12 protein-coding genes are annotated in these 19810 nt (G+C 63.9%); 9 read left to right on the forward strand and 3 right to left on the reverse strand.

Going from position 1 to position 19810, the window contains the following annotated elements:
- Positions 1 to 4 precede the first annotated feature (4 nt).
- The 3 genes from topA to HPY44_20565 all read left to right on the forward strand — a co-directional run bounded on the left by topA (position 5) and on the right by HPY44_20565 (position 5257).
- Positions 5 to 2209, forward strand: a complete 2205-nt coding sequence (gene topA / locus HPY44_20555) for a type I DNA topoisomerase (protein ID NSW58407.1) — start codon at positions 5 to 7, stop codon at positions 2207 to 2209.
- Entirely contained in the window at positions 2206 to 4626 is a 2421-nt protein-coding gene (locus HPY44_20560) for a hypothetical protein (GenBank protein NSW58408.1), read from the forward strand. Before topA ends, HPY44_20560 begins: the two co-directional genes overlap by 4 nt.
- A gap of 64 nt (positions 4627 to 4690) precedes the next feature.
- Positions 4691 to 5257: a hypothetical protein gene (locus HPY44_20565; GenBank protein ID NSW58409.1), complete on the forward strand. Its 567-nt coding sequence runs from the start codon at positions 4691 to 4693 to the stop codon at positions 5255 to 5257.
- Positions 5258 to 5263: 6 nt separating this feature from the next.
- On the opposite strand, the gene HPY44_20570 is transcribed toward HPY44_20565, so the two are convergent.
- The 3 genes from HPY44_20570 to HPY44_20580 form a co-directional block, all read right to left on the reverse strand.
- A complete protein-coding gene (locus tag HPY44_20570) occupies positions 5264 to 6142 on the reverse strand; it encodes a sugar phosphate isomerase/epimerase (GenBank protein NSW58410.1) in 879 nt (292 codons plus the stop codon).
- 76 nt (positions 6143 to 6218) lie between these two features.
- Positions 6219 to 7646, reverse strand: a complete 1428-nt coding sequence (locus tag HPY44_20575) for a DUF4380 domain-containing protein (protein NSW58411.1) — start codon at positions 7644 to 7646, stop codon at positions 6219 to 6221.
- A 108-nt stretch (positions 7647 to 7754) separates the two neighbouring features.
- Positions 7755 to 8561, reverse strand: a complete 807-nt coding sequence (locus HPY44_20580; GenBank protein NSW58412.1) for a sugar phosphate isomerase/epimerase — start codon at positions 8559 to 8561, stop codon at positions 7755 to 7757.
- Between the two features lie 192 nt (positions 8562 to 8753).
- On the opposite strand from HPY44_20580, the gene HPY44_20585 reads away from it, so the two are divergent.
- From HPY44_20585 to HPY44_20610, 6 genes are all read left to right on the forward strand, one after another.
- Positions 8754 to 11300: an ATP-binding cassette domain-containing protein gene (locus tag HPY44_20585; GenBank protein NSW58413.1), complete on the forward strand. Its 2547-nt coding sequence runs from the start codon at positions 8754 to 8756 to the stop codon at positions 11298 to 11300.
- On the forward strand, positions 11297 to 12511 hold the full coding sequence (locus tag HPY44_20590; protein ID NSW58414.1) for a hypothetical protein: 1215 nt from the start codon (positions 11297 to 11299) through the stop codon (positions 12509 to 12511). The genes HPY44_20585 and HPY44_20590 overlap by 4 nt, the downstream gene beginning before the upstream one ends.
- Positions 12512 to 12615: 104 nt before the next feature.
- Entirely contained in the window at positions 12616 to 13758 is a 1143-nt protein-coding gene (locus HPY44_20595) for an aldose 1-epimerase family protein (GenBank protein NSW58415.1), read from the forward strand.
- 37 nt (positions 13759 to 13795) lie between these two features.
- Positions 13796 to 15739 (forward strand): mucoidy inhibitor MuiA family protein, encoded by a 1944-nt coding sequence (locus HPY44_20600; GenBank protein ID NSW58416.1) that lies wholly within the window; start codon positions 13796 to 13798, stop codon positions 15737 to 15739.
- A 324-nt stretch (positions 15740 to 16063) separates the two neighbouring features.
- Positions 16064 to 16537 (forward strand): type II toxin-antitoxin system VapC family toxin, encoded by a 474-nt coding sequence (locus tag HPY44_20605; GenBank protein ID NSW58417.1) that lies wholly within the window; start codon positions 16064 to 16066, stop codon positions 16535 to 16537.
- Between the two features lie 20 nt (positions 16538 to 16557).
- Positions 16558 to 19656 carry a beta-galactosidase gene (locus HPY44_20610; protein ID NSW58418.1) on the forward strand — a complete coding sequence of 1033 codons (3099 nt, stop codon included), beginning with the start codon at positions 16558 to 16560 and terminating at the stop codon, positions 19654 to 19656.
- The last annotated feature ends 154 nt before the right edge of the window (positions 19657 to 19810 follow it).

The following is a 19810-nucleotide window of genomic DNA, read 5'->3' on the forward strand; positions in this document are numbered from 1 at the left end:
AGCCGTGACGAAATCTGCAATCATTGTTGAATCACCCACGAAGACGCGGACCCTCAAGCGGTTCCTCGGGGACGAGTACGAGCTGCTCGCCTCGATGGGACATGTTCGCGACTTACCTGAGAGCGAACTGGCTGTGGATGTCGAGCGCGGGTTCGAGCCTCGTTACGCCACCGATGACCGGCAGAAAAAAGTGCTGGCCCAGCTCAGGAAGGCGCTCAAGGGCGTTGACAGGGTCTACCTCGCCTCCGACCCGGACCGCGAAGGGGAGGCCATCGCCTGGCATCTTGCTGAGGCGCTGGGACTGGGAGACGCCGAGCGCATCGAGTTCAATGAGATCACAGAGACCGCAGTGCGCGATGCCCTGAAGCACCCGCGCAAGATCGACATGGATCGCGTCAATGCCCAGCAGGCCCGGCGCATTCTCGACCGCCTTGTGGGGTATCTCCTCAGCCCGTTGCTATGGGAGAAGGTGGCCGGCCGCGCAAGGGGTTCTGCACCCCTGAGCGCCGGTCGCGTGCAGTCCGCGGCGCTGCGGCTCATCTGCGAGCGCGAACGAGAGATCGCAGCTTTCGTCCCGGAGGAGTACTGGTCGGTCACGGCAACACTCACCCCCGAGGGAGAGGAAATCCCGTTCACGGCAGACCTGAAGACCAAGGACGGCAAAGACCTCGAGCTGAAGACCGAGGAGCAGGTCAGGCCTATCGTCGAGGAACTCAGGCAAATGCAGTATGTGGTCGACTCGGTGGAGAAGAAGGAGCGCCGGCGCAACCCGCAGCCGCCCTTCATCACCAGCACTCTCCAGCGCGCGGCCGCCAGCGAGCTGTACTTCTCGGCGCGCAAGACCATGCTCATCGCCCAGGAGCTCTACCAGGGCGTCGATATGGCCGAGGGAACCGTCGGCCTGATTACCTACATGCGCACGGATTCAACGCGCATCGCCGACCAGGCGCGGACCGCCGCAGTCAGTCTCATCAGGGAGCGCCACGGCGACGCATACGTGGGCCCCGGGGCCAAGGGCAAGCAGGCCAAGGGAGCCCAGGACGCTCATGAGGCGATCCGTCCAACCTATGTGGACAAGGACCCCGAGTCGGTCCGTCCGTTCCTCAGCCCCGACCAGTTCAAGCTCTATGACCTGATCTGGCGCCGGTTCATCGCCAGCCAGATGTCCGCGGCGGTGTTCGACCAGACGACCCTTGCGATCCAGGCCGGGCCGTACGGGTTGCGGGCCACCGGCTCTGTCCTGAAGTTCGCTGGGTTCCTGAGCGTGCTCAAAAGCGACCCGGAAGAGGAAGAAGACGAGAAGGCGCTGCCGGAACTGATCGCCGGACAGGTTCTGCGTCTTCTGGACGTGGCCGGCAACCAGCACTTCACGAAGCCGCCGCCCCGGTACACAGAAGCCACGCTGGTCCGGGCGTTGGAGGAGAACGGTGTCGGCAGGCCCAGCACCTACGCGCAGATCATCGAGACCCTCCGCCAGCGCAAGTACGTGCGCATGCAATCGCGGCAGTTCGTGGCGACGGCCACCGGTCTGGCGGTCAACGACTACCTGGTGGAGCGTTTCCCGGACATCGTAGACGTGGAGTTCACAGCGCGGGTCGAAAGCGACCTTGACGGGATCGAACAAGGGGAGACCGACTGGGCGCAACTTCTCCGCGCCTTCTACGAGCCCTTCAAGGAGAAGGTGGAAGAGGCCCAGTCGGCACCGCTCAAGGAGCTCGAGGGTGAACGGTGCCCCGAGTGCGGCGGGAAACTGCTGGAACGGTACTCCCTTTACGGCAAGTTCGCCGGGTGCGAAAACTACCCGAAGTGTAAGTACAAGAAGGACCTGACGGGGGACATCCTGCCCCGCAACGAGCCAAAGCCTCTGGGGGAGAAATGCCCCGAGTGCGGGGCTGATCTTGTGGTGCGCCAGGGACGCCGGGGCGACTTCGTTGGCTGCAGCGGATACCCGAAATGCCGCTACACCCGCCCTCTGGAGGGGGAAAAGAAGCCCCGCCGCCAGGCCGTCGAGACCGATATCCTGTGCGACAAGTGCGGGAAGAAGAATATGGTCATCCGCTTCGGACGCAGGGGACCGTTCCTCGGCTGCGCGGGCTATCCCCGGTGCCGCAACACGCGGAACCTCACCGACGATGAGCGCGCGAAGTGGCTGCCTGGCGAGCCCGAAGGTGGCGAGTCCGGGAGCGGCGAAGAGCCATCGGAATCATGATGGAGCGAGACCGGGAGAGCACGTTGAGCGCGGAAGTTGAGAACACAGCAGCGGCGGCTCGGCCGTCATGGGCCCTTATGGTCTCCGTTTTCGCGGTGGCCATGGCGGTCTTGGGGTTCGAGGTCGCGCTCACCCGGGCGTTCTCGGTACTTCTGCGTTTCCACTTCGTTTTCCTCGCAATCTCGCTGGCCACGTGCGGACTGGGCATGGGTGGCCTCGTGGACTTTCTTGTGCGCCGGACCGTCCTGCGTTCCATGCCCCCCCCACTGCTGCTTGTTGTCTCCGGGACCCTCTGCGGCGTACTCATTCCGCTCAGTATCCATCTGCTCTTCAACACCTCACTCTCCGCACACCTTACTTCGGTCTGGGTGGTCACCGGCATCTGCCTGCCGCCGTTCCTGGCTGCGGGAGCCTTCCTCAGCCACGCCTTCGCCTGGCACAGCGGTCAGGGGGGCAGGCTGTACTTTGCGGACCTCATCGGCGCCGCTCTCGGCAGCTTCCTGGTCATCGGCGCACTGCAGATGCTGGGCGGGATCAACGCGGCGATTGTCTGGGGGGCGGTTGTGACGGCAGGCTGTGTCTGCCTCGGTGTTCAGGAGCGCAGAGCCGCCTGGACCGTGTTCCCTGGGGTTGTGACCGTGCTGGTGATCGGGCTGGTGATCGCCAACCGCGGCGGTGCGATCATCGACGTCCCCATCATGCCTCTGGCCTCGGACTGGAACGCCAAGCCGCTGTTTCAGGAACTGGGCGACCCGAACATCGGCGCGAAGATCGTGGACACCGAATGGAATGCTTTCGCGCGCACAGACGTGGTGTCCAACAAGGGCACCGACGATCTGTTCATCTACACCGACGGCGAAGTGCCAACAAATATGATCCCCTTTGACGGGGACATGCAAGCGATCCTGCCGCGCCTGACGAGTTTCATCGGTTTCTACGCGTTCTACCAGGTAAAGCCGGAGAGTGTGCTGCTCATCGGACCGGGCGGCGGGCTGGATGTGCTCCTGTCCATGGCGGTGGACGCGAAGAAGATCGACGGCGCGGAACTGAACCCCTCGATCCCGCGGCTGGTGCGCAAGTACGGCGACATGAACGGGCATATCTACGATATCGAGGGCGTTGACATCCGTGTGGATGAGGGCCGCAGCTTCGTGAACCGGAGCGAGGACAAGTATGATCTCATCTACATGGCCCTGACGAAGACAGCCACGACGACCACATCCAGCCTCGCGTTGCTGGAGAGCTATGTCCACACCATAGAGGCGTTCGACCAATACTTCGAGCATCTCACCGACCGCGGCGCCGTGGGGTTCGTCTGCCAGAGCCCGCTGATCCTTCTGCGCACCATGCTTACGGCGGTGGCCGCCCTCGAAACCCGGGGCATTGACCGCGCGACAGCACTAAGGCACGTCGCCCTGATGAGCGTCCCCCCAAACATCATGCACGCGGTGGGTCCTTACCGGTACCTGCTGCTTGCCGGGAAGCAGCCTTTCGAGCTATCACGCTCCACCGAACTTGCCAAACAGAGCGTGGGCATGGGCCTCGAGCCTATCTACTTCCCGGGCGCCTTCGAGCCGGAACCATTCAGGTCGCTGACAGGCAAGGTCCTGTCGGACAAGGATTTCATCGCACTGTGGAACCGGATGTACCCGAGCCCAGAGCCTGTGGAGTTCGGCGCGTGCCCTGATGACCGCCCCTTCGTGGTGGATATGTCGGTGGGTGTCCCGCCGCAGTTCCGGCGTTTCCTGTGGGTTGCGGTGCTGCTGGTGCTGGCGCTGTGCATCTGTGTGATCGCCTGGCTGCGGAGCGTGGCTCCAGCACAGTTCCCGGGTATTGGCAAGCTGGGCGGAGCGGCACTCTACTTCTGCCTCCTGGGTTCGGGGTTCATGCTCGTGGAGGTCGTGCTGGCCCAGAAACTCACACTGTACCTGGGCTATCCGGTGCTCACTTTGTCGGTGATCCTCTTTTCGCTGCTTCTTGGCGGCGGAATGGGCAGCCTGTTCAGCCAGCGCTGGGCAGCCGGACGCGGGCTTGCTCTGCGTGCATGCAGCGCGGCGCTGATTGTCGCTGTGGCATCCTACGTGCTGTACCGCCTTCAGCCTGCACTGGTGGAGAACACCCTGGCCTGGGACATCCGCCTGCGTTGCGCGATGACCACGGCCATGTTGGTGCCCCTGGGCTTCGTCATGGGTATGCCATTTCCCACCGGGATTCGGATCGTCGGCAACTGGTCCCCTGACCTCGTCCCGTGGATGTGGGGGCTGAATGGCGTCACGTCCGTGATCGGTTCGGTGGCCACCATGGTGCTCGCGAAGCTGTTCGGCTTTGGCATCGTGCTCGTGCTCGGGACCCTCATCTACGTGGCCGCTGCCGGGATTGCCGCCCTGGGGCACCGGGCCGGTGCAGATTCGTCCTGACGCCTCCCCGCCGAACTCATCCGCCCAATCAGTCATCCATCTGCAACCACCCTTGGAGACGACTGTGGCACGCAGGCGCACCCCGCAGGAGATCGAGCAGGAAGAACGCAATGCGCTGACGGCTCGGATCCGTGAAATGCACAACTACACGGAGCGGGTCTGCGAGCGACTGCGGATGCCGGTAGAGACGCAGAAGGCAGCGCAGGCAACTGCAAGCTCGATATTCGGCGCGCGCGTCTGGTTCTTCTTCCCCGTCCATTCCCCCGAGCAGCGCGAGTTCCTGGAGATGCTCCTACTGTTGTCCCTGGCCCACAACCCGGGCCTCGCGGACCGGACACGGGATCTGGCCTGGTATCTGAGCGCGAACTACGGGTATGAGTGGGTGAGGACCGAACTCACCGCCACGGTGCGCAGAGACGCGCTGGAGTTTGTCACAGAGGGCGGTGCGGAGTGGGAGTTGACTACGGAGCTTGCACCTGCGCTGGCGTACGCACGGTGCCACCCGCGAACGCTGCGCCTGCGCACCCTGTCCGACCACGTTGCGTTGGTTGAGGCGGCCCGCCAGGTTGCTTCAGCGCGCATCCTGGAAGATAGATGGCCAGACCTGCGTTCGGACCTCGGGCTGGACTGAGCGAAGTCAGTTGGCCAGTCCCATGGCGCGCTCGATGCAGACCTTGCTGTCGCGCAGAGCCTCGTCGAAGTCCGGTTCTTCCAGTTCGAACACGAACAGCCCCTCATAGCCGATCTCTGCAGCCGTTGCCATGAGACGCGAGTAGTCCAGAAAGCCTCTGCCTGCCGCGCGGTGATCCCGGAAATCCTCTCGTCGAACATCATGCAAGTGGAAGTGGAACAGCCGTCCCTCAAGCGACCGGACGTGTTCCTCAAGTCGGTCGTTGTACAGCGCCCTCCCCTCTTCCGTGCCTCGCAAGTCAGAAGGGATCGTGCCCACCAGGTGTCCTACGTCCACATTCGCGCCCACTGCGGGGTGATCGATCCCATGAATCAGGTCTGCGAAAGCCCGAACATCTCCGGGCCAGCCGGTCTCGATGGTGACGGTGACCCCGCGCTCTCCCGCGCGATCACCCAGGTGGCGGTAGAGGCTGATGAGGTCGCCTGCGGAGTCCTCGTAGGTCCAGGTTGAGCGCGGAGCGACGTGAGTGGTGGTGGTGGATCCGCCCAGGAACGCAACGGCCTCGATGGCGATCTCAAGCTGGCGAACGGCCGTCTCCCGCACCGAGGGATTGGGCGCCAGCGGCGTCATATCGATGAAGGGTGCGTGGGTGCTCACGTGGTCGAACCGGTCGGCGATGGCGCGCAGTTCGTCCCGCTCCGCTGCGGTCGTGTGCTCGAAGTAGAACCCCCGAAGCACCCCCTGGCTGTGCCGGTAGCCGTCGAATGCGAGCATCTCGAAGGTGCGAAACCCCAGCCTCTGCCCACGTTGTGCGGCTTGGTCCAGAGTCAATCCCGCATAGCAGGCGCTGCTGAACCCGAGTCTGTCGACGGAGAAGAGGGACATGGGGCGCCTCCGGGATTCATGGACGGCGCCCGGGGATAAGCCGGGCGCCGTCGTGCATCGCTTTCGGCCACAGCGATCAGTTGCCAGACGGTTTCTTCGCGACCGCCGAACCCAGGGGGACCTCGGCCAGATTGCCCACGCGCCCGCCCTTTTCGTCGTTCAGGACGATCATCGCCGTCGCGGTTGCATCCGGCAGTGGCACGGTGATGTTGAGCTTCACCGTTCCCGTGGGGCTGACCTTGACCGGCTTGCTGGTCTGCAGCTTGTTACCGTCCGCGTCGGAAAGGACCAGCACGGCCTCGCCGGGCGCGAAAACCCCCAGTTCGCCGGTGACCACGATCTGGTTACCCTTGCGCGCCGCGGTGGGGTGAACCTTGACCGCGCCGGCGTTGGTGACCTTGAGCACCGGGCCGCCCACGCTGGTACAGAACCAGTCGTGTGCGAAGCTGAAGTCTTCGCCCGGCTTGAGTTGGGTGATGGGCGAGTTGATCTCCATCTCCATGTAGTTGAGGTCCGCCGGGCTGGTGTAGACCTGCACAATACTGCCGCTGTCGGGGTATTGCGCGCCGGGTTTGGGCTGGAAGGTCTGCACCAGGGAAAGGCGCTCATCCTCATTCACCGAGGCGATCCATCCCGCGACAGAATCCGCGCCGATCTTGGCGGCCTTGCCCCCATAGCTGGTCTGAACGATGCGGTCATTGGCCACCTTCTTCCATTGCTGCCCCTTGTCTTCGAGCAGGTAGATGAAGCCGCCGGCGTGGGCACTATTGGGGTTGACGGGGAAATAGATCCGGGCATCGGCGCTGGGCGGACCGTTCGGGGTGACCGAGCCCGGGACCTGGGTGATGCCCCAGATGGCCCAGGAGATGGACCGCTGGCTCACGTTACGGAAGGTCTCTTTGACTTCCAGCCGCGTCGTGCCCGCATGCAGCGTGAGTTGGCGGGTGATTCGCAGCCCGGTCACCTGCGGATCGTCCGGGCTCGTCATCTCCACCACAACCGAGGGGCCTGACGCGGTGACGATCTTCCCCTGCCAGCGCCCGCCGTCGAGTTCGGAGCCCTTGGGGTCTGGTGGGCCGCCCCAGTCCTTCTGCGGGGCAGGCCAGACCTTGTAGCCGCCGTAGTTACGCCAGGCGGACGTGGCCGTCGCGCCGGCTGACTCGCCTTCGCTCCCGCCCAGTTCCGCCTTGTTGACCCACAGGAAGGCGTAGTCGCCCAGGTTGTATTCCAGCACCCGACCGCCCAGGTCGGGGACGGCAATGACGCTGACCAGGCCGTTGCTCAGCTTGAAGGCGCGGCGGCCGAAGTACTGGACCTCCTCGGCTTTCGCGCTGGCTGCGGCCTTCGCGCGGGTGACCCCACTCCTGCCGCCGCTGATGCCGGGCACCGAGTCCTTCCGCGTGGATGAGCTGGTGCTGCGGCTGTCCGTGCCCGCGCCGCAACCCGCCAGCAGGATGACAAGCGCCACCAGGAACGAGGCGCTGACGACCTCTGTCGGCCTCATCTTGCCCGACCTCCCATCAAATACCAGCACACGCAGCAATGCCGGGACTTACGTCCTCCGGCAACGCGCCCGCGTTTCAGGTTCTTGCTCTTTGAGACTCCCTGACGGTCAGTCCAGTTCCGCCAAGATGTCGCTGATGTACTTCGTGTCAATGGCAAGCTGGTGAATGATAGATTCCGCGGGCATGCGGCTGTACTCGCAGTGGAAGCTGATCGGCCCGTCGAAGTTCATCTGCTTCAGGAGCTTCATCACCAGCGGGAAGTCGCCAAAACCCATACCCAGTGGCCAGACGTCAATGCGCCAGACGGCATCATTGCCCTGCATGAACTTCTGCTTCACCAGGTCCTTGAAGGCTATGGCGCAGATGTAGTCCTTCACGATGTCCAACGCCATCTCGTAGGGCTCGCCTACGATGGACAGGTGGCCGACATCGGTGAAGACACCCACGAGTGCGGGGTCAAAGCCCTTCACGATATTCATGACGGAAGACGAATTCAGGCCCATGGTCTTGCCCGAATGGTTGTGGATCACGGGCTTCACGCCGGTCTTCTCGGCCAGCCTGGCGAAGCCCTCAAGTCGGGTGCGGCACCGGTCGATGGTTGCCCAGTAGCCGCCTTCTTCCACATACCAGTAGCCGAGTTTGACGAACTTGACGCCCGCTTCCGCACAGGCTTCGAACAGGGGCTCAGCGTAGTCCATTCCGGCGTCCGTGAAATCGCCCGGCGTGGTGATGAGCGGGATACAGAGGCCTTCGTCGGCGAAACGCTTCGCGGCCTCGGGCAGCGCGGTCTTTGCATTCTCGGGATTGACGGGGTAGCCGGGCCGGACGCAGAGGTCGGCTCCCTGCACGCCGCCGCGCTTCAGGCCGTCGATGATCTGAGACAGGTCCCATCCCTCGAGGTGCTTGGTGAACATGATCCAGGGTTTCACGGTTCGGTCTCCTTTCGGTATGCACCAGGGCTCACGGAACGCGAGCCCGAGGATTGCCGGAGGGCATTTCGCCGCGGCGCGACCGACACCTGCGGGCTCCGGGCATGGGAAGGGACCCGTGGACCGGCGTCGAAATACCATACGAAAGGGTTACTGTTTCGCCGGGAGGCCTGTGCTGTGAGGGACGCCATTGTCATGTGGCGCAGCACAAAGCTGGCGGTGCTGTCTGCCCTGTGTGCTGCCTTCTATGCCGCACTGCTCATCCCGTTCAAGGCGATTCCGCTCATACCTGGGCTCACCGAACTGCGTCCGGGGAACGTGGTGCCCGTCGTTGCCGGTGTTCTCTTCGGGCCGGCGGCAGCGTGGGGTTGCGCGGTGGGCAACTTGATCGGCGACTTTTTCGGCACGATCGGTCCCGGCAGCTTTTTCGGGTTCATCGGCAACTTCCTGTATGCCTACGTGCCGTACCGCCTTTGGCGGCTGATCATGGGTGGGCGTCCGGCAACGGGCGCGCCGGGGCAGGCTCCCGTCTTCCTGCTCGTGGCCGTGCTGGGGGGCATGGCCTGCGCGGTGGTGATCGGCTGGGGCGTTGATCTGCTGGGCCTCGTGCCGTACCAGGTGCTTACCGCGGTCATCACGCTGAATAACTCCGCGGCTTCCATCCTGCTGGGCCTCCTCTTGCTGCCGCTGGTGTACCCCCGAGCGCGCCGCTGGGGTCTTCTGTATGAGGACCTCATGCGGCCCGAGGATTACCGCGAGGGACCGCTGGCGCCGGTTGGGGCGCTTCTTGTGATCGCGGGTGCGGTCGGCGGCGCAGCGCTGGCACTGGTTATGTTTCTCGGCGGCGAGCAGGGCCCCCTCGCGGCAATGGCTGAATCCGGCGTGACCGTGAAAGGGCTGGGGCTGCTTTCGGCAGCGATGGTGCTGGTAGGAAGCGGTCTGTTCACCCGCATCGGACGCAGAGCTGAGGACTTGGACGTCGTCGAGGTGGACGACCTTGCGCAAGTGCCCAGGACCGGCCCCGCGATCCAGGTGGAAAGTCTCCGGTTCGCTTATCCCTTGTCGGACGCCCCTGCACTTCAGGACGTCAGCATCACCCAGGAACGCGGCGAACTGCGGATGTTGATGGGCGCTACGGGCTCGGGGAAGTCCACTCTCTGCAAATGCCTCAATGGCGTAATCCCTGAGCTTCAGACTGGCGACTTCGGCGGCACGGTGAGGCTCTTCGGACGAGACATCCGCGGCTTGCCGGTGTATGCCCTCGCGCCCCTCGTCGGCCAGGTGTTTCAGGACTTCGAGAGCCAGTTGCTGACCACAAGCGCCGAGCTTGAGGTGGCGTTCCCCCTGGAGAACATGGGCACGCCCGTGGATGAGATGGCCCGGCGCGTCCGGCAGGCACTGGAGAGCGTGGACATGTGGGAATTGAGGGACCGGGAGCCCCACCTGCTCTCCGGCGGCGAAAAGCAGCGTCTGGCTCTTGCTGCGGCGCTGGTGAACGAGCCGCCGATCGTGGTCCTGGACGAGCCAACGACCGATCTTGACCCACAGGGGAAACGCGAACTGCTGGATCAGTGCCGGCGCCTGCGAAACGAAGGCCGCACGCTTGTGGTTGCCGAGCACGAGACCGACCTGGCCCTGGGAGCCGACCATCTCACGGTCCTGCAGGACGGTCGCGTTGCTTTCGACGGCAAGCCCCAGGAGCTTCTTTCTGACCCGGCGCGCAGCCAGTCGCTGGGCCTGCGTCCGCTCGACATCCCACGGCTCTTCGCGGAACTTGGGCGGCCGGAGCGGCCGCTGAGCATAGATGACGCCGCTGATTTGCTGAAGACCGAGACCTGCGACCAGCAGCGTTGGGATGACATTGCCACGCCCTGGATGGCCGAAGCCTACCGGGCCAATGACGGGTCGCTGGACAGACCGGTCCTCAGCGTGCAGGGCCTGCAGCATGTCTATGCCGACGGGGTCGAGGCGATCCGCAATGTGTCGTTCGACGTTCACGCAGGGGAGTTTGTGGCGATCCTCGGCGAGAACGGGTCCGGGAAGACCACCCTGGCCAAGCACCTGAACGGTCTGCTCAAGCCTACTCAGGGGCGCGTGCTGGTGGGGGGTCGGGACACGAAAGGGCTCACACCCGCCGGACTCGCGCAGACAATTGGCTACTTGTTCCAGGACCCGGACCACCAGATCTTCGCGGACACGGTCTGGGACGAAGTGGCCTTCGGACCCCGCAATGTGGGCCTGGAGCCCGACATTGTGGAACGCCGGGTAGCCGGGGCGCTGGAGACCGTGGGCCTTTCGGACCAGGCCGCTGATGACCCGTTCCTTCTGACGAAGGGGGAGCGCCAACTCGTGGCGTTGGCATCGATTCTTGCGCTGAAGCCGCAGGTGATCGTATTCGACGAACCCACCACCGGCCTGGACGGCCCCAGGCAGGAGCAGATGATGGACGCGCTGCGCGCGCTCAATGAGAAGGGACACACCATCATCGTCATTACCCATTGCAATTGGGCCGCCGCCGAATACGCGCACCGGGCGATTGTGATGCAGGACGGGGAGCTTGTGGCGGACGCGCCGGTGCGGGATGTTTTCGGCGACAGCGCATTGCTGGCGCGCTCAGGGCAGAGCCCGCCGCTCATCACGGAGCTTGCAATGCGGGTTTGGGGCAAACCGATGCTATCCGTGGATGAGGCCGTCTACTGCCTGCGGGCAGGTGATGGCAAATGACCTCGCGCTTCCTGTACAAAGACGGCAACAGCATCATCCATCGCCTGCATCCGAACACGAAGCTGGTGGCCCTGGCGCTTCTGTTCGCGGCAACACTGGCCTTCAACCACCCGGTGTACGAAGCGGGGATGGTCATTGTCGGCATCGTGCTCATTGCGATTGCGGGTGCACTGGACAACCTGCGGCGCAGCCTCAGGTTTTTCACGTTGATCTTCGTGGTCAGCTCTCTACTGTGGATCTTCTTCGTGCGAGACATCGCAAATCCAACCGTGGTCTTGAGCCTGGAACCTGCGCTGGTGGAGCGCGGCACAACTGCCTATGACCTGGTCATTGTCATAATCTTCGCGGGCCTGCTGGCCCTGGCGATTACTGTGCTCTCGCTGATACAGATCGTCTTCCGCGATGCGAGCCTGACGAAGGTGGGCGGGTGGTGGTATGCGGCGTTCTGGGGGCTGCTGACACTGGGCGCATACCTGGCGTATCGCGGCCCCGCGCTGTTCGCGCAACTATGGCTCTGGTACCTGGTGGCGTTCGCATGGTTCGTCGCGGCCACTGCAGTGGTGATGCGGCGGATGCAGACCCCGTACGCTTTGGCCGTCTGGCTTGGGCTTGCGGGGGCGGCCGCTGGTCTGTATCTCGGCATCGACGGGTTCCTGGTGCACCTGCATACCGAAGGAACCAGCTTCTACTGGGGGCCCACAGTCAGCATCTCGAAGCAGGCGCTGCTATATGGCCCCGCCATGGGCCTGCGCATTGTGGCGTTCTTGTTGTTCGGACTTGTGTTCATCTCAACCACATCGCCCGAGCAGCTCACCCAGGCCCTGCGCTCTTCGGGGATGGGTCTTGCTCCGTCGGTGGCGCTATCCCTCGCTTTCCGGCTTGTCCCGTTCTTCGCCTACACCGCACGAACCGTCATGCAGGCCCAGCGGGCGCGGGGGCTTGACCTTGACTCCGGCGGGCCCCTGCACCGGTTCCGGAAGTCGCTGCCGGCGGTGGTGCCCACGCTGGGCTATGCTCTGCGCAGCGCGGATGATCTCACTCGCGCCCTGGAGACGCGGGGGATGGGTGCGCGGAAAAGACGCACCGAATACCGTCACCTGGAGCAGGGGAAAAGAGACATTGTGGCGCTTGCGATCGTGGCCGCTTTCGCCCTGGCCTGCATCGCGGCCCGTGTCACCCTCAACGTGGGGGAACTTCTGCCCAGACTGTAGGCCACGCGATATTCTGACGCCTGCCGGTCCCTAGCGGGCGGCTGGCGCATCGCTGTGCATCAAGACACTCCGTGATTCACGGATATATCGGAAGGAGAAGTCAGATGGCGAACCTGTACGGGAAACATTGGACCAAGGCCGAATTGCTCCAGCACGTAGGTGACATTGAGCAGATTGCGGGGGCGCAGAAGGTGCTTCTGGATGACGGGAACACGGCCGGGTGTGAGGCAATCGAGTTCAGGACCGGTGCGGGGCTGAGGTTCCGGGTCTTGCCGGGGCGCGGTATGGACATTTCCGCATGTGACTTCAACGGCGAGTCGCTGGCGTGGATGTCTCACACCGGCGAGGTGGCGTCTCCGTACTTCGACCCGCAGGGCCTGAACTGGCTGCGCAGTTTCTACGGAGGCTTGCTGCTGACCTGCGGCATGAGTTGGGCCGGCGCGCCCTGCGTGGACCCGGCGGAGGGTGGGCCTGAGGGCTACCCGGCCATGCTCGAGGACGGCTCCTGGAGCCAAACCGGGGGCATCGGACTGCATGGTCGAGTCTCGCACATCCCGGCAAAGAACGTGTGTGTGGACAGCGAGTGGATTGGTGACGACTACGTCTTCTGGGCACAGGGCAGGGTGCGGGAAGCGCAGGTCTTCAAGGCAAACCTGCTCCTCACCCGGCGCATCACCGCGAAGCTGGGCGAGAACAAGATCTGGCTGAATGACCGCGTGGAGAACCTGGGGTACGAGAAGCAGGAGCACATGTTCCTGTACCACTGCAATCTGGGTTTCCCACTGCTGCAGGAGGGGGCGAAGTACGTCATCAATTCTCGCGAGACCACGCCGCGGGATGCCGACGCGGAAGCGCAGCTCGACCGCTGGAGCCAGTGGCCCGCGCCGACGCCGCATCAGCCGGAGATGTGCTACTACCATGATGTCGCCACCGATGAGAACGGGATCGCGACGGTGGCTTTCGTAAACCGTGACATCGCCGGCGGTCGGGGACTTGGCCTGTACATCAGCTATGAGAAAGCGACCATGCCGTACTTCACCCAGTGGAAGATGCCAGCCCAGGGGCACTACGTGACCGGCCTGGAGCCCGCGAACTGCAAGGTCCAGGGCCGCAAGATGTACCGGGACAATGGAACGCTGGTGTACCTGGAGCCGGGCGAAGTCGTGGAGTACAACACCGAGTTCGGAGTGCTTACCAGCCAGGCGGAGATTGACGAAATCGAGGCGCAGATCGCTGCGCTCAAGTAGGAGCGGCCCAGCCGCTTCGTGAAGGGAAGCGGTCAGGATGGCGAGGCACACACGATCGGCCCTGCTCTGTTTGCTTTTCCTTGCAGTCTGCGGCTCGGCACTGCCGCAGACTGCCGGCAGGATCACAGAAGTGCGTGTGTACCAGGGACAAGCTTTGGTCACGCGCGAGGTCCAGTTTGAGGCCGTCGCGGGGAGCCAGGAAATCACGGTCACAAGCCTGCCCGAACGGGTCGTGCCGGGTTCCCTGTATGCCACGGGCGGTGACAGCGTCTCGGTGCGAGCAGTCCGGTTCCGAAGTACCGCGGTGTCCGAAGAACCCAGGCCGGAAGTGCGCGAGCTTGATGCGAAGATCAAAGAGCAGATGGCCGCTCAGCGTCGAGCCGAGAGCGAATCGAAGGTCCTCGCCAGTCGCGCGGAGTTCCTGGACAGACTCGGCCAATTCACGGCCGCCAAGTTCGAGAAAGATGCGGCCCAGGCAGTCCTGAACCCAGAGTCGGTCGAGAAGACCGCGACCTTCATCTTCCAGCAGAGAGATGAAGTCGCGGCCAGGGCGCTGGAGCTTCAGGAACGGAAAGTGGCCATCGAGGAAACGCTGGCGCTCCTCCAGCGTCAGCGCGCGGAACTCACCCGGGGCGGCGCAAACGTGCAACGCGACGCGGTGATCTTCGTGGACGCGGCGCAGGCCGGGCCTTCCGTGCTGCACCTGAGTTACCTCGTCGATGGCGTCGGATGGACCCCCGCTTACAGCGCCCGGCTCAGCAAGGAACGGGACAAGGTGGCGCTGGAGTATCACGCGGCGCTCACCCAGATGAGCGGCGAGGACTGGAACTCGGTGGCCCTGACACTCTCCACCAGCCACCCAAAGATGCTGGCTTCCGCGCCCATCTTGTCGCCACTTCGCATAGCGCTCGTGAGCCGTCAGGAGCAGCAGCGGCAGGAAGCGGATGCCGTCACCAGCTACACCGAAAAGACCCGTGAACTGCAGCGGCAGATTCGCGGGCCGGTGGGAGCCAAGGGCGACACCGGACCGGCGGGGCCTCCGGGCCCAACAGGCGAGCGGGGACCGGTGGGCGCGGGCATGCCGGGGATGATGGGTGCGCCGGGCGGCATGGGGCAGGCCGCGCCGCCTGCGCAGCTTGCCATGCCCTCGGCCGATGACGAATACCTGAACGCCAACCTGTTCGCCGCGCAGCTGCAGAACGTGGAACTCACCGCGCCCGATGAAGTCGTACGGCTGTCGCGGGCCATTGGTGGAGCGACCGAGGGCCTGGCGGTTGATTACCCCATCGAGGGGGCTGTGAGCATTCAGAGCCGGCGAGACCAGCAGATGTTCCTTATCGCCAGGCTGGACTTGAAGGCCGAGTTCAACTACACCGCGGTCCCCCTGCTCACGGACTACGTCTACCGCGCGGCCGAATGTGTCAACAGCAGTGACCTGGCGCTTCTCGCGGGTCCTTACAATGCCTACGTTGACGGCGCCTTCTCGGGCCGGGGCGAGATCCCGCTGGTGGCAAGCGGGCAGAACTTCACCATCGGATTCGGCACCGAGACCCGCCTGCGAGCTTCCCGCGAGTTCCTCGAGAAAACGACGAGCACCCGGGGCGGCAACCAGATCGTGCAGTACAAGTATCGCCTTGCATTGCAGAATTACATGACCGAGCCCGCTACGGTGCGCCTTTGGGACCGCCTTCCGCAGGCCCCTGACAACCAGGTGACAGTCCAGCTGGTGGACCCGCAGCCGCCGCTGGCCACGGACCCGCTCTATCTGGCCCAGCAGCGCCCGCGCGGACTGCTGCGCTGGGATGTCCAGGTTCCGGCGGGTGCGTCCGGTGCGAAGGCGTACAGCTTCGAGTACCAGTTCCAGATCGAGCACGACCGCAGCTATGACATCGGCGATCTGCCCTCGAGCGTCGCCGAGACCATGCGGCGCGATCTGGCGGTCATGAAGAGCATCGAAGCAGGACAGATGATGATGCAGTGACGAGTGGTCGAGACTCGGATGGGCCTGCCGGCCTCTTGCCCCGCCTCTACCGGAGTGATATCATCATGCTATCACCCGTTGAGAGGTGGTGGAAACGATGCCTCAGGTTCTCATAAGGGGACTATCCACGGAGACGATTGACCGGTTGAAGGCGCGAGCTCAGGCAAAGGGCCGCTCGCTGCAGGCTGAATTGCGGGAAGTTCTGGAACGGTCTGCCGAGTCCGATTGGGAGGCAGCCGATGCTGCTCTTGCCCGTGCAGAGGCAGCTGTGGGCGGCCACGTGTTCACTGACAGCACCTTGCTGATCAGAGAGGACCGGAACCGGTGAGTGGGATCCGTCGTCCTGTGGTCGTTGACGCCAGCGTGGCGATCAAATGGGTGCTCACTGAGAGCGATTCGGATGCCGCCCGGTCTCTCGTGAAACGGCGCGTGGAGATGGCGGCGCCGGCGTCGCTGCGCGTTGAGACGGCAAACGTCCTTTGGAGGCGGGTGCAGCGTAAGGAGCTCACGCTCGAGCAGGCACTGCTGTGCTGGGATGCGCTGTCGAGAATCCCAATGGACTTGCACCCGATCGAAGGACTGGTTCAACGCGCCCTGGAGCACGCAGCCGCCAGCGAACGCACGGTCTATGATTGCCTGTATGTTGCGCTGGCCGAGAGACTGGGTGTCTGTCTGGTGACTGCGGACGAGAGCTTCCACAAAGCGCTCCTCAGCACGCCCGGTGTACCGCGTGTCCTGCTGCCTGGCGAGGCCGCTGAGTTGCTTGCGGGTGATGGCCCGCATGATTCTCACAAATAGGCTCACACAGGAGCCCTCACATGCCATCCGACCTGCTTTCTCTTTTCGCCGACCCGCCGAAGAGTCACCGCATCCAGCCCTTCTGGTTCCTCAACCTCGACTTCAACGAGGCGGAACTGCGTCGCCAGATTGCCGAGATGGACGAGAAGGGCGTTGGTGGCGTGGTCCTGCACTGCCGCCACGGGCTCACTGTCGAGTACATGTCCGGCGAGTGGCTGGACATGATCGGCGTCTGCATTGATGAGCTGAAGAAACGGGGCATGGAGGCCTGGCTGTACGACGAGGACGACTGGCCCAGCGGCACCGTGGGCGGCAAGCTCACGCGACCGCACCCCGAGTACCGAATGCGCTACCTGCGCATTCAGGAGCTGCGCGTCCAGGGCGGGGCCACCTGGAAGACCACCCTGAAGACCGATGACAACACGGTCCTGTGTGTGCAGGCCCACCGCATCGAGCCCCGTGAAGATGGCATGGGGTTCACCGGGGAAGTCCGCGACATCACCGACCGAGTCTCCGGCGACAAGCTGCAGTGGGAAGCGCCGCCGGGGCACTGGCTGGTCGCGGTGTTCTGGATCTGCCCGGTTGCCGAACGGGTCACCTGGGACCGAGCGTACTATCTTGACACCATGAACCCCGAGGCCGTCAACCTCTTCAAGCAGATGGCCTACGAGCCCTACCTGCGGTTTGAGGAGGAGTTCGGCAAGACCATCAAGGGCATCTTTACCGATGAGCCCGGCCTCATGATCCATGACGGCTATTTCGGCGTGACCGCAATGCGCACCACGGTCCAGGATCCGCAGGGCACCTTGCCCGGGACGGTCATCGCCTGGACCCACGATTTCCTGAACCGCTTCCGCGACCTCAAGGGCTATGACCTCAAGCCGAAGCTGCTGGCGCTCCTGTATGATCTCGGACCAGATACCCGCAAGATTCGCTGCGACTATTACGACGCGCTGGTGACCTGGTACATCGAGGCCTACCACGGGAACCTGTCCGGCTGGGCCACGGAGCACGGCCTGGAGTACATCGGGCACACACTCGAGGACCCGCTTTGGGGAGCGGTGCGGTCCCAGGGGAACCAGTTGCGGGTGCTTGAGACCTTCAGCCGGCCGGGGCTTGACTACCTGGGGCACGGCGTGGGCACGCGTGAGAACCCCTTCCGCATCCTGGCCTCGAAATGCGGCGCGTCCGTGGCCCACGTTCAGGGCAAGACGCGGGTAATGTGCGAATCCTTCGGCGGAAGCGGCCACGGGCACACCATGGCCCAGCGCCGGCTGGACGCCAACTTCATGGCCTGCCTCGGCGTGAACATGTTCATCCCCCACGCCTTCTACTACAGCTTCAAGGGCTTCCGGAAGACCGACTGGCCTCCCACCGAGTTCTACCACGCACCCTTCTGGCCGTGGTACAAGGCATGGGCCGACTATCTCGCACGGCTCTCCGTGGTACAGTCCACAGGCACCCTCGTGACCGATGCCTGTATCCTCCAGCCACTCTTGACGGTGCAGATGGACCTGTTCCGCGAGGGCCAGTCGGACCGCAACCCGCCCGCACAGCAGCTGTTCAACCAGGTCTCGGACCTCATGCTGCGCCTGCACCATGACTACGACTACGTGGATGACAGCCAGCTTGCGCGAGCCAGGGTGGATGCCGGTTGCGTGGTCTTCGAGGGCTCTCGCGCTCGCTACCCGCTCATGGTTCTCCCCGGCTGCCGCGTGATGTCACTGGAGGCCGCCCGGTTCATCCAGCAGTTCTTCGAAGCGGGCGGGAAGATCATCTCCATCGGCGAGCTGCCGTCGGAATGCACCGACCCGGCCGGAGACGACGCGCTGCGCGAGATTGTGGCAAGCGTATTCGGCGAGGTCCAATCGGGCGCGGGACGCAACCAGAGCGCCAACGGCGGCGTGGCCGTGACCCGGGTGGATCCGGGCGAAGACCTGCAGTTGTGGCTCCTGCAGACCGTGCCACAGCTGGTCTCGCCGGACGTGATCATCGACGATGCGGAGCGTATGCCTGTGGAGGACATTATCTGCTCTCACCGGGTGGAAGGCGTACGCCACACTTTCCTGTTAGTCAACCGCGGGAGCGAGGAGGTCCAGGGCACACTCCGTACGCCTCTGGAGGGGCTGGTACAGGAGTGGAGTCTGGAGACGGGAAACACGCGGCACTTGCCGGTGGGCAAGCGCAAGGACGGACGGCTCTGTATACCCATATCCCTCGGCCCCGCGGACGCGCGACTCGTGGTCATTCAAACTGACCAGATTCTGCCTGAGGGGCTGGTGGCACCTCCGGAGCCTGAGCTCGTGGATGAGATCCGCCTGGCGCCGCACTGGGATCTTTCGGTGGGCGACGAGAACGTGCTGATCCTCGACCGCTGGGAGTATACCGTGCGGGACATCGAGGCCCAGCAGAGACACCATGTCGGCTGCCCGGGCCAGGCGAACACGTACAGGACCACCTTCGAGGTTACTTCCTTGCCGCGCGCGGCGAAGCTGGTGTTCGATGACGTGGAGCAGAACATCCCCTCTCACGTGGGTTTCCTGAGCCGTAAGCGCAATGTCGAGGTCTTCGTGAACGGCAAGTCTGCGCCGCCACTTGATCCCTCAACGTGGCAAGACCGCTACTTCACGCAGACGGATATCCGCGACCTGCTGCAGATTGGCACGAACACAATCGAGGTGCACACCATCAGCCTCCTCGAACCCTTCCAGCATCTGAATGAGCCCGTTTACCTCGTGGGCGGGTTCGGGGTCACGGAGGGAACCGTTACGGCGCTGCCGGAGCAGGTCGACGGCCCGTTCAACCAGCAGGGATTCCCGCATTTCGTGGGCATCGCGGCGCACAGCCAGACTGTGGAGGTCCCTGCGGAGTATGCCACCGGGCACCGTCTGATGCTGGACCCGGGCGAGATCGACGACTGCTGCCGGGTGATCGTCAATGGACAGGAGGTGGCGATCCGGCTGTGGCCGCCGTTCACGGTTGACATCACGAAGGCGGTGCAGGCGGGAAAGAATGAGGTGGTCGTGGAGGTCGCCAATTCCCTCACAAACCTCTACAATAAGGAGAGTCGCCGCAGCGGCATCACTGGCCCGGGCGTGATCCGGGTATACAAGCTGTAGCTCAGGAGACAGTTCCGCCCCCTGATCTGTAAGCGCAACGTGATAATGTCCGGTTGGTGCAAAGTAGAAATGTCCGGTGGTAGTGTCGTCGTCGTCGCGCGGCGAACTATCCGGGATGGAACTACTCATGAGCGTAAAAGAGCGTGACTGTCTG

The organism is Armatimonadota bacterium (assembly GCA_013314775.1).
Taxonomy (GTDB): Bacteria; Armatimonadota; Zipacnadia; order Zipacnadales; family JABUFB01; genus JABUFB01.